Origin of the sequence: Celeribacter sp. PS-C1, from assembly GCF_019429625.1 — a bacterium.
GTDB lineage: Bacteria > Pseudomonadota > Alphaproteobacteria > Rhodobacterales > Rhodobacteraceae > Celeribacter.
The window spans coordinates 143,814-157,559 of sequence record NZ_JAHXRW010000009.1 but is presented as its reverse complement, the minus strand read 5'-3'; the positions used below and the strand labels follow the sequence as shown (position 1 = coordinate 157,559).

Annotated in this window: 15 protein-coding genes; 11 read left to right on the top strand and 4 right to left on the bottom strand. The window is 60.4% G+C overall.

All coding sequences use genetic code 11. The features are described 5' to 3' along the window. Nucleotides 1–107 precede the first annotated feature (107 nt). From ffh to rpmE, 10 genes are all read left to right on the top strand, one after another. Nucleotides 108–1,622 (top strand): signal recognition particle protein, encoded by a 1,515-nt coding sequence (gene ffh, locus J5Y17_RS14150; RefSeq protein ID WP_219785894.1) that lies wholly within the window; start codon nt 108–110, stop codon nt 1,620–1,622. A 1-nt stretch (nt 1,623) separates the two neighbouring features. Continuing rightward, nucleotides 1,624–2,166 carry a GNAT family N-acetyltransferase gene (locus tag J5Y17_RS14145; RefSeq protein ID WP_219785893.1) on the top strand — a complete coding sequence of 181 codons (543 nt, stop codon included), beginning with the start codon at nt 1,624–1,626 and terminating at the stop codon, nt 2,164–2,166. Further along, nucleotides 2,163–2,462, top strand: coding sequence for a chorismate mutase (locus J5Y17_RS14140; RefSeq protein ID WP_219785892.1), 300 nt, complete (start codon nt 2,163–2,165; stop codon nt 2,460–2,462). Before J5Y17_RS14145 ends, J5Y17_RS14140 begins: the two co-directional genes overlap by 4 nt. A 49-nt stretch (nt 2,463–2,511) precedes the next feature. Then, nucleotides 2,512–2,898: a 30S ribosomal protein S16 gene (gene rpsP / locus J5Y17_RS14135; protein WP_219785891.1), complete on the top strand. Its 387-nt coding sequence runs from the start codon at nt 2,512–2,514 to the stop codon at nt 2,896–2,898. A gap of 199 nt (nt 2,899–3,097) precedes the next feature. After that, on the top strand, nt 3,098–3,745 hold the full coding sequence (gene bluB, locus J5Y17_RS14130) for a 5,6-dimethylbenzimidazole synthase (protein WP_219785890.1): 648 nt from the start codon (nt 3,098–3,100) through the stop codon (nt 3,743–3,745). 107 nt (nt 3,746–3,852) lie between these two features. Then, complete coding sequence (rimM, locus tag J5Y17_RS14125; protein ID WP_219785889.1) at nt 3,853–4,362, top strand: ribosome maturation factor RimM; 510 nt, start codon at nt 3,853–3,855, stop codon at nt 4,360–4,362. Beyond that, nucleotides 4,359–5,195 (top strand): tRNA (guanosine(37)-N1)-methyltransferase TrmD, encoded by an 837-nt coding sequence (trmD, locus tag J5Y17_RS14120; protein WP_255572101.1) that lies wholly within the window; start codon nt 4,359–4,361, stop codon nt 5,193–5,195. Before rimM ends, trmD begins: the two co-directional genes overlap by 4 nt. Nucleotides 5,196–5,263: 68 nt before the next feature. Next, on the top strand, nt 5,264–5,758 hold the full coding sequence (locus J5Y17_RS14115) for a hypothetical protein (RefSeq protein WP_219785888.1): 495 nt from the start codon (nt 5,264–5,266) through the stop codon (nt 5,756–5,758). Nucleotides 5,759–6,021: 263 nt separating this feature from the next. Further along, nucleotides 6,022–6,396, top strand: a complete 375-nt coding sequence (gene rplS, locus J5Y17_RS14110; protein WP_066608665.1) for a 50S ribosomal protein L19 — start codon at nt 6,022–6,024, stop codon at nt 6,394–6,396. An 11-nt stretch (nt 6,397–6,407) separates the two neighbouring features. Next, nucleotides 6,408–6,629, top strand: coding sequence for a 50S ribosomal protein L31 (gene rpmE / locus J5Y17_RS14105; RefSeq protein ID WP_219785887.1), 222 nt, complete (start codon nt 6,408–6,410; stop codon nt 6,627–6,629). Between the two features lie 84 nt (nt 6,630–6,713). On the opposite strand, the gene J5Y17_RS14100 is transcribed toward rpmE, so the two are convergent. After that, nucleotides 6,714–8,558 carry an OmpA family protein gene (locus J5Y17_RS14100; protein WP_219785886.1) on the bottom strand — a complete coding sequence of 615 codons (1,845 nt, stop codon included), beginning with the start codon at nt 8,556–8,558 and terminating at the stop codon, nt 6,714–6,716. 241 nt (nt 8,559–8,799) lie between these two features. On the opposite strand from J5Y17_RS14100, the gene J5Y17_RS14095 reads away from it, so the two are divergent. After that, nucleotides 8,800–9,612 (top strand): division plane positioning ATPase MipZ, encoded by an 813-nt coding sequence (locus J5Y17_RS14095; RefSeq protein WP_219785885.1) that lies wholly within the window; start codon nt 8,800–8,802, stop codon nt 9,610–9,612. A 104-nt stretch (nt 9,613–9,716) separates the two neighbouring features. Here the strand turns inward: J5Y17_RS14095 and J5Y17_RS14090 are convergent, their stop codons facing one another. From J5Y17_RS14090 to J5Y17_RS14080, 3 genes are all read right to left on the bottom strand, one after another. Then, nucleotides 9,717–9,977 (bottom strand): hypothetical protein, encoded by a 261-nt coding sequence (locus J5Y17_RS14090; RefSeq protein WP_219785884.1) that lies wholly within the window; start codon nt 9,975–9,977, stop codon nt 9,717–9,719. A 126-nt stretch (nt 9,978–10,103) separates the two neighbouring features. Continuing rightward, nucleotides 10,104–11,054, bottom strand: a complete 951-nt coding sequence (locus tag J5Y17_RS14085) for a glycosyl transferase family protein (RefSeq protein ID WP_219785883.1) — start codon at nt 11,052–11,054, stop codon at nt 10,104–10,106. Nucleotides 11,055–11,094: 40 nt separating this feature from the next. Beyond that, nucleotides 11,095–13,743, bottom strand: a complete 2,649-nt coding sequence (locus J5Y17_RS14080) for a nitrate reductase (protein ID WP_219785882.1) — start codon at nt 13,741–13,743, stop codon at nt 11,095–11,097. Nucleotides 13,744–13,746: the final 3 nt, after the last annotated feature.

Here is a 13,746-nt window from a genome sequence, read left to right as displayed (position 1 = left end):
ATTTGCCGCGTTGTCAGTGTGAGCTGGCGGTGCTCGGGGTGTAAAATTCGCCGCTTCGTCCCCAGATGGAGCATATCGTCAACGGCCCCTTTAAAGGAGAACGGCCCATGTTTGAAAATCTGTCCGACCGCCTCTCAGGCGTCTTCGACAAGCTCACCAAACAAGGTGCCCTGTCCGAAGACGATGTGAAAACCGCGCTGCGCGAAGTGCGTGTTGCCCTTCTGGAGGCCGACGTTTCGCTGCCGGTTGCCCGCGACTTCGTCAAGGCGGTGACCGAGAAAGCCACCGGCCAAGCCGTGACAAAATCCGTCACGCCGGGTCAGCAGGTCGTCAAGATCGTGCATGACGAGCTGGTGCATGTGCTGCAAGGCGACGAGGCCGACATCGGGTCTCTCAAGGTCGACAACCCGCCCGCCCCGATCCTTATGGTCGGTCTGCAGGGTGGTGGTAAAACCACGACGACAGCGAAACTCGCGAAGCGCCTCAAGGAAAAACATGGCAAGCGCGTGCTGATGGCGTCGCTCGACGTTTATCGCCCCGCCGCCATGGACCAGCTCAAGGTCTTGGGCGAACAGATCGGCGTCGACACGCTTCCGATCGTGCCGGGTCAAAGCCCCGCCGACATCGCCAAACGTGCGAAACAGCAGGCCGCGATGGCCGGCTATGACGTCTACATGCTCGACACCGCCGGTCGTCTGTCCATCGACGATGCGTTGATGGCCGAGGTCGAGGAGGTCAAACAAATCACCTCGCCGCGCGAGACGCTGTTGGTGGTGGACGGTCTGACCGGTCAGGACGCCGTGCACACCGCCGAGAACTTTGATGGTCGCATCGGCATCTCCGGCGTCGTGCTGACCCGGATGGACGGCGACGGTCGCGGTGGTGCGGCGCTTTCCATGCGCGCGGTCACCGGCAAGCCGATCAAATTCGTCGGCCTTGGCGAAAAGATGGACGCTCTTGAAGAGTTCCACCCGGACCGCGTCGCGGGCCGTATCCTTGGCATGGGCGACATCGTGGCCCTCGTCGAGAAAGCACAGGAAACCATCGAGGCCGAGCAGGCCGAAAAGATGGCCCGCCGCTTTGCCAAGGGTCGGTTCAACATGAACGACATGAAGATGCAGCTCGAGCAGATGCAGAAAATGGGCGGCATGGAATCGATCATGGGCATGATGCCGGGCATGAAAAAAGCCGCCTCCCAGATCAAGGAAAGCGGCTTTGACGACAGCGTTTTCAAACGTCAGGTCGCGCTGATCAACTCGATGACCAAGAAAGAGCGCGCCAACCCGCAGCTTTTGCAAGCCTCGCGCAAGAAACGCATCGCGGCAGGCGCGGGTCTTGAGGTTTCTGAGCTCAATCAGCTTATCAAGATGCACCGCCAGATGTCGGATGCGATGAAAAAGATGAGCAAGATGAAGGGCGGCATGTTCAAACAGGCGCTGAAAGGCATGTTGGGCAAAGGCGGTCCGCAAGGTCTTGAGGACATGGATCCCGCGAAAATGGCCGAGGCGACCAAAGCTTTGGGTGGCGCGATGCCCAAAGGCATGGGTGGACTTGGTGGCCTGCCGGGTCTGGGCGGCGCGTCCTTGCCGCCGGGTCTGTCGGGCTTCGGGAAGAAGAAATAATATGACCCTCGCCCCCACCATAGAAACCCAGCGCCTGCGGTTGCGCGGCCATGTCGAGGCGGATTTCAACGCCTTCGCCGACATGTTTGCCTCTGACCGCTCGCGCTACATGCACGGCCCGCTCACGCGGCGTCAGGCATGGTTTGCGTTCTGTGGTGACGTGGCACAATGGCAGCTTTTCGGGCATGGTGCCTGGGGCGTTGAACGTCTGGACGATGGCGCTTTCGTCGGCCAGGTCGCGCTGAACAAACCGCCACACTTCCCCGAACTTGAACTGGGCTGGTTCGTGGTCGAGGGCTTCGAGGGCCAAGGTTACGCGTTCGAGGCCGCCACGGCCGCCCGCGATTACGCCTATGTCGAGATGGGGCGTGACACGCTTGTGTCCTACATCGATGCGGCAAACACCCGCTCGGTCGCTTTGGCCGAACGCATGGGGGCCGAATGCGACGAGATGGCGGAGACCCCGGACGGGGAAGACTGCCTCGTCTACCGTCATCCGACACCCGAAGCGCTGCAAGACGGCGGTATGGAGGCCTACGCATGAACGAGACCCAAATCCGCGCCCAAGAGGTGCTCAAGGAGCACCGCGAAAGCATCGACCGTCTGGACGCGATCCTCGTCTACACACTGGGCGAGCGGTTCAAACACACGCAGGCCGTGGGGAAACTCAAGGCCGCCCACGATCTTCCGCCGTCGGACCCGGCGCGCGAAGAAAAACAGATTGCCCGGCTCGAAGAGCTCGCCGTTGCGGCAGATCTCGATCCGGAATTCGCAAAAGAGTTCCTGAAATTCATCATTCAGGAAGTCATTCACCACCACGAAAAACACCAGGATTGCTAAGGCCTTACCCGGACCTTGGCTCAATAGTCAGACTTAGGAGAAACACATCATGGCTATGAAAATTCGTCTCGCCCGCGGCGGTTCCAAAAAACGCCCCTTCTACAGCATCGTTGCCGCAGATTCCCGCATGCCGCGTGATGGCCGCTTCATCGAGAAACTGGGCACCTACAACCCGCTCCTGGCGAAAGACAGCGAAGAGCGCGTGAAAATGGATCTGGAGCGCGTGCAATACTGGCTCGGCCAAGGCGCCCAGCCGACCGACCGCGTTTCCCGCATGCTCGAAGCTGCTGGCGTGCTCGCGAAAAAAGAGCGCAACAACCCGAAGAAAGCCGTTCCGGGCAAAAAAGCTCAGGACCGCGCTGAAGAGAAAGCTGCAAAAGCTGCCGAGGCCGCTGAAGCTGCTGCTGCTCCGGCTGAAGAAGCCGCTGAAGAGTAAGCACACCCGGAATATTCTTCCGTGTGAGCACACTCACATGAGAGCGCAGATGGCCCGCCCATCTGCGCTTTTCTCTTTTCCTCGTTGCCTTTGAGCAATAAAACACGGCTGCGTCCTACATTTGCGCAGGGTCTAAAATGACCCCCCAAATCAACCCGTTACGCCACCGCCATATCTGAGCACTCCCAAGGGATCGAAGATGACCAACACCGCTGCAATCGGACAGTTTTCTGCCGCTTTTCGTAAAGATTTTTCCGAACTCATGCGTTGGCGCCGCGATGTGCGCAGCTTTCAGGACACGCCCGTGGACCCCGCCGCACTCGAGCGTTGTCTCGACGCGTTCAAACTTGCGCCCTCTGTCAGCCTGACCCAGCCTTGGCGTCTCGTTGACATCAAAAGCAACGGCGCTCGCAAGGCTGTCTTAGAGAATTTCAAAAATTTCAACGCCAGCGCCCTGTCGGGTGCGGACGGTGAAACCGCGCAAGGCTTTGCCACGCAAAAGCTGAAGGGCCTCGAGGCCGCGCCGGTGCAATACGCGGTGTTCAGCGACAGTGCCGCGACCGAAGGACATATGCTTGATCTCTCTTCCATCCCACAGGTGCTGGACTATTCCGTCGCTGCCGCGATCATGCAATTCTGGCTTGCGCTGCGGGTCGAGGGCATCGGCATGGGATGGGTCTCGCGCTTTGATCCGGCGCAGCTTCAGGCCGATCTCGACATCGCGCAAAGCTGGAAGCTGGTGGGCTATCTCTGCATCGGTTACCCGACCGCAGACAGCACCGAGCCGGACCTGCAAACCCGCGGCTATGAGACGCGCACGGCAGAACTTGAACTTCTCGCACGCTAACTTCTGCGCAAAGACCTGCAATTTTGCGTCAGGCGGGTGCTTCAAACCCGCCTTAAAACGCTTTAGGTTGGCGCAACCCGTCTCAAAACCCAAACAGCGAGCCAAACATGAGTGACACGCGGATCATCGTCGGAGCCATCGCGGGCGCCTTTGGCGTTCATGGCGAAGTGCGTATCAAAAGCTTTTGCTCTGACCCCGAAGCCATCGGCGACTACGCGCCTTTGACCTCGGAAGACGGCACGCAGACCTTCGAATTGACGCTGACCCGCGCGATCAAGAACGGCTTTGCCGCCGAGATCGAAGGTGTGGACAGCAAAGAAGAGGCCGATGCGCTCAAGGGCGTGACGCTGTTTGCGGACCGCGACGCGCTGCCCTCGCTGCCCGATGACGAATATTACCACGCCGATCTGATTGGCCTCACCGTACTGGACACCGGCGGCACCGAGCTTGGGCAGGTCCGCAATGTGCTCAACCACGGCGCGGGCGATCTGTTGGAAGTACATGGGTCGGGGCTCAAGGCGCCGGTGCTTTTGCCCTTCACCATGGCCAATGTGCCAACGGTCGATTTGGCCGCCGGACGCATCATCGCCGACCCGCCCGAGGGGCTGTTCGAATGAGCGATATGGACGACACACCCGCAGAGGAAGCGCCTGCCAAATCCCATGGCCGCCTCGCCGTGCGCCCGACGCTGCGCCCGCGCGAGTTGATGACAAACACGCCCGATCTCGTCGGCGTCTGGAAGGCCAAGGTGATCACGCTGTTCCCCGAGGCCTTTCCCGGCGTTTTGGGCGAAAGCCTGACCGGCAAGGCCCTGCAGGACGGCAAATGGCAGCTCGAACAAATCCACCTGCGTGAGTTCGGTGAGGGCAAGCACAAGAATGTCGATGACACCCCTGCAGGCGGTGGCGCGGGCATGGTGATCCGCCCCGACGTGATGGGCAACGCGATTGATTTCGCGATGAACGGCACCCCGCCGGATCGTCGCGAGTGGCCTATGGTCTATCTGTCGCCGCGCGGCAAACGGTTCGACCAAGCGACCGCGAAACGATGGTCCGAGGCGCGTGGCATCACGATGATCTGTGGCCGGTTCGAGGGCGTCGATGACCGCGTGCTGTTTCACTACGGGATCGAGGAAGTCAGCCTTGGCGATTTCGTCCTCACCGGCGGCGAGATCGCGGCGCAGGCGATGATCGACGCCACCGTGCGCCTTTTGCCCGGGGTCTTGGGCAATGCGGAAAGCATCGAAGAAGAGAGCCATTCAAACGGGCTTTTGGAGCACCCGCAATTCACCCGCCCCGCCGAATGGCGTGGGATGGCGATTCCCGAGGTTCTCATGTCCGGCCACCATGGAAAGATCGCCGAATGGCGTCACAAAATGGCTGAAAAAATCACCCGCGACCGTCGCCCCGATATGTGGGAGGCCTATGAGGCGGAAAAGTCGAAAGACTGACGCTCCCGGTCAGGATCAAGGTTCTGTCCCCTCTCCTATGATAGAATAGGGTAAAGGGAGAGTATGTTATGCGTCTATCGAGACAGATGGTCGTGCACGGAATATGGTTGTCGGGGCTGGGCCTCACAATCGGCCTCGGCATTCTCGCGCGCGAGACTCTCAGTGCACGCGGTGTGGACGTTGTGTCCATTGAACGGGGCATCAAATTACTCCTCCCCTTTGCGATCTGGGCCAATATGCCCTTCTTCGCTCTCGCGACCCTTGTCGCATGGCGACTGAAAAAGACACTGACAACCACACCGAACGACTTTAGCAAAATGGTCTTGATCTCTTTGGGATCATGGGCCGGGACAGCCGTTGTGCAGGGCATATCCCTGTTTCAGGCGATGACCTACACAGGTCCCGGCGGCTTCGCAGAAGTGGTCGGCATGATGATCGCCTTGTCCGTCATCACGATCCCTGCGATGATCCTGTCTTGTGCTGTCGGCGCGGCCATTGGCGGGGTGCTGGGTGCCCTCGTTTATGCACTGATCCTAGGGCCAAAATCGGGCACAGCTGACTGAGGCGAAAACCGCACTGAACCCCTTGCCACATGGGCTTTGAGCGCCTATACACCGCCCGTCTGGCACCGGGATTCGGCGCACAGACCTTTTTGCTATTGGCCGGACGGTTTCTTCTCTGTCCACCACGGCCTCGGCAGATTGAACAAAGCAAAGACGACCTGAACCCTCCGGCGGGCATATCTATGGACCCGATCGAAGACGCGGAGCTCTGAGGCAGTTGAAACCTTCGTGGACAAAACCACGAGCAAATTGGAGAACAAGCGATGGATCTTATCGCCCAGCTTGAAGCCGAGCAAATCGAAGCTCTCGGCAAAACCATCCCGGATTTCAAAGCCGGTGACACCATCCGCGTCGGTTACAAAGTGACCGAAGGCACGCGCACCCGTGTGCAGAACTACGAAGGTGTCTGCATCTCCCGTAAGAACGGCAAAGGCATTGCCGGTTCCTTCACGGTTCGCAAAATTTCCTTTGGTGAAGGTGTGGAACGTGTGTTCCCGCTCTACTCCACCAACATCGACTCCATCGAGGTGGTGCGTCGCGGTAAAGTTCGCCGCTCGAAACTCTACTACCTCCGTTCGCGTCGCGGCAAATCTGCCCGTATCGCCGAAGTCACCAACTACAAGCCGCTCGAAGCCTGAGGAGTATTTCGATGAAAACCGATATCCATCCCGATTACCACTTCATCGACGTCAAAATGACCGATGGCACGATCGTGAAAATGCGCTCCACCTGGGGTTCCGAAGGCGACACGCTCGCTCTCGACATCGACCCCTCTGCGCACCCGGCCTGGACCGGTGGCAGCTCCCGCCTCATGGATGCTGGCGGCCGTGTGTCCAAGTTCAAAAACAAATACGCAGGCCTCGGCTTCTAAGCCCTGCCCTAAGCGAATACATGAAAGGCCCGCCATTTCGGCGGGCCTTTTTCTTTGCTCCAGCATCGTCGCTAAGAGCCTATCTCACTGACCGCTCGCAACCACCTCACCCAGAAGCGGCGTGATCACCCTCACGGCGGCGCGACGGTTGGCGCGTTCGGCATCCACGGTCGGCACTTTAAGATAGCGTTCACCATAGCCTTGGATGATCATGTTTTCCGGCGGCACGTCGAAATACTCGGTCAGGGCCAGAGCAAGGCTCTCCGCGCGGCGATCCGACAGGGCGAGGTTGTAACTCGCATTGCCGACGGCATCCGTATGGCCCTCGACCAAGAACACCTCACGCGGGTTCTCAGCGATGGCATCGCGCATGGCGCGCCCCAGAGCGGCCAGTTCCTCGGCCTCCGACGGCGTGATCGCGGCAGAGCCAGAGCGGAAATTCACATTGGTCAGCTCGATCTCCGGCGCCAGCTCACGGACGGCGCGGATGGATCGGATTTGGTTGAGGGAGAAACTGCGATTGAGCCCTTCAGCACGCGCTTGGCTGGCGGCAAGGGCAGCACGCAGGGCGTCCTCTTCCTCATCCTCCGCATAGCGATAGGTCTCAGTCCGTTGCGGGCTGTCCGGCAAAGCCGACACATCCACCGCCTCAACGCGACGCGTGTCGTCGAACAGCGTCACCACAGTGCCGTCGGCCAACACCCGATCCCGACGCAGCACACGACCATCGGCGGCGCGCACGGTGATCACTTTCGAGCCATCCTCACGGGTGGTTGTGGTGCGGGCTGAGCCATCCGGAAAGCTTTCCGTCGTCACTTGGCTACCGGGCTGGCGCAGCAAGACGTCGTCATTTTTCAGAACGCGGAGTTGGCCGTTGTTCTCGACCACCACACGGTCGCCCGTGTTGGACACAACCTGATCGTCATTGCCCAGGATCTGCGAAAGAACCACGGCGCTCACGGCCCCTAGGAGCAGCTTCTCACGATCGCTCATCCCGCCATCGTCATTCTTGGACCGGTTGTTCGTGGTCAAAATCTCATCGGCTGAGCTGCGCGCGGTCTCTTCGGTCACGGTCTCAGTAACAACATCGACCTCCGCTTCAGCTTCCGGGTTTTCCATCGCAGCAGCGGCCGCGCTGTTCTGTTCCGCCTCAAGATCAGCCGCCATTTCGGCCTCTTCCGCGGCCTGTTCGGCCTGCGCTTCTTCGGTCATCGCCGCTTCAAGGCTCTCGTCGGTTTGACGGTCCTGCAACAGGGTCTCCGCACGGTCCAAAAGCGCACCTAACGCCCCTTCTTCCTGCGCGTCATCCGCCATTAGGGTCTCGCTCTCAGCCTCAGGCGCTGCCTCTTCGGCAACTTCCGGAGCGGCAGGCGCGTCGCCGACAGCTTCCTCGGTTTCCATCACGATCTCACCGCTGGCCGGGTTTTCCACTGTTTCAGGATCAACTTCCGCCTCTGCGACCGGATCAATCGGTGCCTCTTCCGCATCTTCCGCGACCTGCGCGTCTGCCTCCGGCACCTCTTCGGCCAGCTCCTCGGCGATTACCTCTTCTTCGACCACCTCGGCATGTTCCATGTCTGCCACGGCTTCTTCGCCGGCGGTGGTAACCTCCTCCGGCGCCGTCTCCTCTGTGGCCACGTCCTCGGCCATCTCTTCGCCCACTGCGACCTCCGCCTCGACCTCTGCACGCGGCGCGGCAATCCCGAGCGCCTCATAGGCCTCTTCAAGTGACACTTCTGTGCCATCCTTCAGCATGACGGTATTGTCCGACGTCATACAGGGCGGCGCGATATCGTCGCAGGCCTCCAGCTCAAGCTCTGCTGCCAGTTCCGTTTCAAGAGCAGCGTCCTGCGCATAGGCGGGCCATGTTGCACCGAGGCTCGCAAGGCAAAGCCCGGTCGCAGCGGTGCCGAAAATCATACGTTTCATGGAAGTCCTCCAGTCTTTCCTCTCAAAGCGCCCAACAGCCAAGACCAGAGCGCCACTACTTCAGCTTAACGCACAAACCCAACAAATGGTTTCAGAGGTCGCCCCAGAGCAGGACGGCAACAGTTTCAGTTAAGCCGTCGAAACGCTCTTGCACGGGGCGGGAAAGAGAGGTCATACAGAACTCCAAAGCAACATGAACGCGCGGAAAAATGCGCGTCGAAGCGGACGGGAATTCGGGAACGTGGCGCATATCATTATCGTCGGAAATGAGAAGGGTGGAGCGGGGAAATCCACCGTCTCCATGCATGTGGCAACCGCTCTGGCTCGCATGGGCCATCGGGTGGGCGCGCTGGATCTGGACCTGCGGCAAAAGACCTTTGCGCGCTATCTGGAGAACCGGTTGAGCTTTTGTTTGCGTGAAGGGTTTGAACTGGCAACGCCCGAGTATCGCGATCTGCCGCAAGTCGAAGCGACCGATTTGGCCGAGGGCGAAAACATCTATGACCGCCGCCTCTCCATGGCTGTGGCGGGTCTGGAAGAAACCTGTGATTTCATTCTGATCGACTGCCCCGGTTCACACACCCGCCTGTCTCAGGTGGCGCACACGCTCGCCGATACGCTGATCACGCCGATGAACGACAGTTTCATCGACTTCGACCTTTTGGCCCGCGTCGATCCCGATTCAAACAAAATCCTCGGGCCGTCGGTCTATTCAGAAATGGTTTGGAACGCGCGACAGTTGCGGGCGCAGGCCGGATTGAAACCCATCGACTGGGTCGTGCTGCGCAACCGTCTTGGCGCGCAGGCCATGCACAACAAAAAGAAAATCGGTGACGCGTTGGAAGAACTCAGCAAACGCATTGGCTTCCGCGTTGCGCCTGGATTTTCCGAGCGGGTGATTTTCCGTGAATTGTTCCCGCGCGGCCTGACGCTTTTGGATCTCAAAGACATTGGCGTCAAATCCGCGCTCAACATTTCCAACGTCGCCGCACGCCAGGAATTGCGCGATCTGATGAAAGAGTTGTCCCTGCCGGGCGTCGAGATCGACATCTAAGTCCTGATCGGGTCTATCAGGCCGGACCACCACAGCTTCACGAGCAACCCCCTGCGCAGCCAATTACGCCGCGCAGGGGTTGAACAATGGTGTCAGGCGTGATGTCAGGCCAGCCGATCAAGACGACGCATAAAAGCATCGCCCTTTTCCCGCGCCACAACATGACGCTCCCCCGGCACAATAGATGCCATTTCGGCCTGTTGCGGGGCGCGCACGAGACCGCTCTGGGATTTCTCCCGGCTGCGCTGCCACAAGAGGGCGGCGACGGCAAAAATCATCAGGCCAAATCCGATCGCCAAAAGCGTCACATGGTCGGCTGCGGTCAAACCTGCGGCCCAATCCTGATAGATTGCCATGATATCCATTCACCGGTCTCCTTCGCCTTCGGTCTTTGACCCAAATGTCACTCCGCAAAGCGGCAAAAATCGGGCCAAGGCGTGGAAAAACCTGTCGAATTTCGTGTTGAATTAAAGTTCAACGCTTGAAAGGCATTAAACCCGCGCCGCCCAAAGCGCGGCGGCTTTGGCCTCGGCCTCCGCGACGCCCAGCGTATCCAGCGCAAGCGCCGCCGTGGCCAGCACGATGCCCTTGGCAAAAGGATCGTCCAATTCCCCCGACCAAAGCGCCGAAATCCTCGCGAGATCGGTTTCGCCATCGTTGAGACGCCGCGCGTCGTCTTGGCTGGGCGGCACGAGCATGTCCCAGGGCTCGCCGTCTCTTAGGCCAAACACCTGAATATCCTTCGAAGGATTGCGTTCAAACTCGCCACCGCCGCCTTTGATCACCGACATGGCGTTGAGGCGCAAGAGATGCGAGGCATCGGCCTGAAGCTCGCGATACGGCGGATGAAACACGCCCTGAACCGAGGCCCCTGCCCCGCCCGGATTGAGCATCCGTGCCACAGTATTAAGACAGGACCGCAGCCCGAAATCCGCCCGCAGTTGCAACAGGCGCAACAGTTCCGGCGAGAAATTTTCCAGCGGCAGATAGGCAATGTTGTCGCGCGCCAGAACCTCAACGGCTTCATCCGGACCGGCGCAGCTCGTGATCCCGGCATAGGGCAGGCCGTCGCGCACCAGATGACCGCGCTCACTTAACCCGTTCCAGCCATGCATCAGGACTTTATGCCCGCCCTGCGCCACCAAGCGCGCGGCGAGCAAGAACCAAGGCAGCCCCCGCGTGCGCCCGGCAGCATAGGACGGCCAGTCGAGATCAGGGGTTGGCACTTTGGTCAGCACCTCACGCAGCGCAGCGGTAAAGCCCGCAAGCTCCTCGGGCACCTCGCCCTTCATACGCATCAGCATCAACATGGCACCAATGCTTTCCGGCGCCGCCTCACCACGCAGCACGCGCGCCATGGCCTCACGCGCCTCCTCTTGGGTCAAAGAGCGCGAGCGCCCCGGACCACGGCCAAGGATGCGGACGAATTCAGCGATGCTCATCAGGTGCCTCTCAGGTCTGAAATCAGGCCTTGGGAGGGCCTCATTCTGCGGCTTCTTTGCCTTCTGCACGTTTGATGAGAGCCGCGATCTCGGAGCGACAGGAGCCACAATTCGTGCCCGCCTGCAGCGCCTCGCCAATCGCATCGACCGTCATTAATCCGCGCGTCTCGATGGCGTCGAGAATAGTATTCACTCCGACATTGAAGCAAGAGCAGAGCGTAGGCCCCGGATCAGGTTGATCGGCAGGTGACTTGCCCGAAAGAACCATGGGCGCCGCCTCTCCCGGCAGGTTGGCAAGATAGTCTCGCATCACGGCCACAGGGCCGCGTGAGATGAACAAAGCGGCCTTGAGCGCACCATCTTGGTGAAGCGCGATGCGCGCCGTGCCTTTGGCCGGGTCGAGCATGGTCTGGACATCCGCATCGGGTAAGCCAAAGATTCGGCGCGCTTCATCGACCCAATCTTCCGGCGTCTCTTTTCCAGCCATTTCAACGCGATAGCCCGCATAAGTTTTCGCCAGCGCCCAATAGTCGGAGGTGGCATGCACCGGCGCCTGCGAGATCGCAAAGCCATACCATTCGGCCTCAAACGGCGCGATGGAGGCGACCGAGCCTTTGCTCTCCGGCTGGCCCGAAACGGGATCGGTGACGGGCGCCACCAGCGCATCAACCCGCGCGGCGGGGGCGTTTTCGCCGGTCCAATGCATCGGCGCGAATACCTCGCCACGCGCAATCCGATCGGTGATCATCGCGCGCAGGATCGCCGTGCCATTGGGCGTTTTCACCTCGACAAGAGAGGTCGGGCCAATGCCTTTCGCCTTGGCGTCTTCGGGGTGAATCTCAAGGAAGGGTTCGCCCAGATGCGCCGACAAACGCGGCGAGCGGGCCGTGCGGGTCATCGTGTGCCATTGGTCGCGAATCCGGCCCGTGTTGAGCCGGAACGGGTAGCGCGGTTCTTGTCTCGCCACCGGCGGCTTCCAAGTGACGGGCAACATCCGGCCCTTGCCATCAGGGGTAAAGAACTTGCCATCGGCAAAGAACCGTCCACCCGCTTTGCCGTCCGTCACCGGCCAGCGGGTCGGCGCGAGCGTGTCATATTGCGTGTCTGTCAGGTCCTTGAGCCCCGAGATGTCGAAGTCCTTACCGAAGCCGCCCGCAATGCCGGAAAGCGCGGCATATTCGCGGAAAATCTCCGCAGGCGTCTCGTAATCGAACCCGTCTTTGAAGCCCATGCGGCGGGCGACCTCGGCCAGTTGTTCCCAATCGGCGCGGGCCCGACCGGGAGCAGGCAGCGCGGGACGTTGGCGGGAAATCAGACGATCGGAATTGGTCACCGTGCCGCTTTTTTCTCCCCATGCGGTGGCGGGAAGCAAAACATGCGCCAGCCGCGCGGTGTCGGTCGCGCCGGTGATGTCGGAGACGACAACGAAATCACAGCCCGCAATGGCATCGCGCACCCGATCTGCATCGGGCATGGAGACGGCGGGGTTGGTGTGAAGAATCCAGAGCGCCTTGATTTTGCCCTCGCCTACCGCGCGAAACATGTCGACAGCTTTGAGGCCGGGGTGTTCCGGCATCTCGGGCGCGGACCAAAAGGATTTTACGGCATTGCGATGTGCGGCATTTTCGATGTCGAGGTGACAGGCGAGCATATTGGCAAGCCCGCCCACCTCCCGCCCGCCCATGGCGTTGGGCTGGCCGGTGACCGAAAACGGCCCCATGCCGACGCGCCCGATACGCCCCGTGGCGAGGTGGCAATTGGTGATGGAATTGACCTTATCGGTGCCCGACGAGGACTGGTTCACGCCTTGGGAAAAGATCGTGACAACCTTTTCCGAGCCGCACCACAGGTCATAGAAGGTCGTGAGCAGATCATCCGACAGGCCGGTGACGGAGAGATCGTCGGCTTTGGCGGCGGCGATGGCTTCATCCAGCCCGCTGACGTTTTCGGCAAATTCACGATAAATCAACCCGCGTTTGTCGATCTCCGCCAGCAACCCGTTGAACAGCGCCACATCGGAACCAAGCGCCAGGGGCAAATGCAAGTCGGCCAGATCGCAGGATGCGGTGCGACGCGGATCGATGACGATGAGCTTTTGATCGGGGCGTTTTTTTCGGGTGGCGAGGATGCGTTGGTAGAGCACGGGATGACACCATGCGAGGTTCGATCCGGTCAGCACGATGACGTCGGCCTCGTCCAGATCCTCATAGGTGCCGGGCACCGTATCCGTGCCAAAAGCGCGTTTGTGTCCCGCCACGGTGGAGGCCATGCAGAGCCGCGAGTTCGTGTCGATATTAGCCGAGCCGATGTAGCCTTTCATCAGCTTGTTGGCGACATAATAGTCCTCGGTCAGAAGCTGGCCGGAGACGTAAAACGCAACACTATCAGGGCCATGTTCGGCAATCGTGTCGGAAAACCTGCGCGCCACGAGATCCAGCGCCGTGTCCCAATCCGCCTCGCGCCCGTCGATCTGCGGCGCCAAGAGGCGGCCCTCAAGCGACACGGTTTCGCCCAAGGCCGAGCCTTTGGAACAGAGCCGCCCGAAATTGGCCGGGTGGTCCTGATCGCCGCGCACATCTAGGCCGCCCTGCCCGTCCGGTCCCAGCAGAACGCCACAGCCGACGCCGCAATAGGGACAGGTCGAGCGGATCGCGCACATCGATGTGAGATTGGATTTCGGACTGCTCATGCG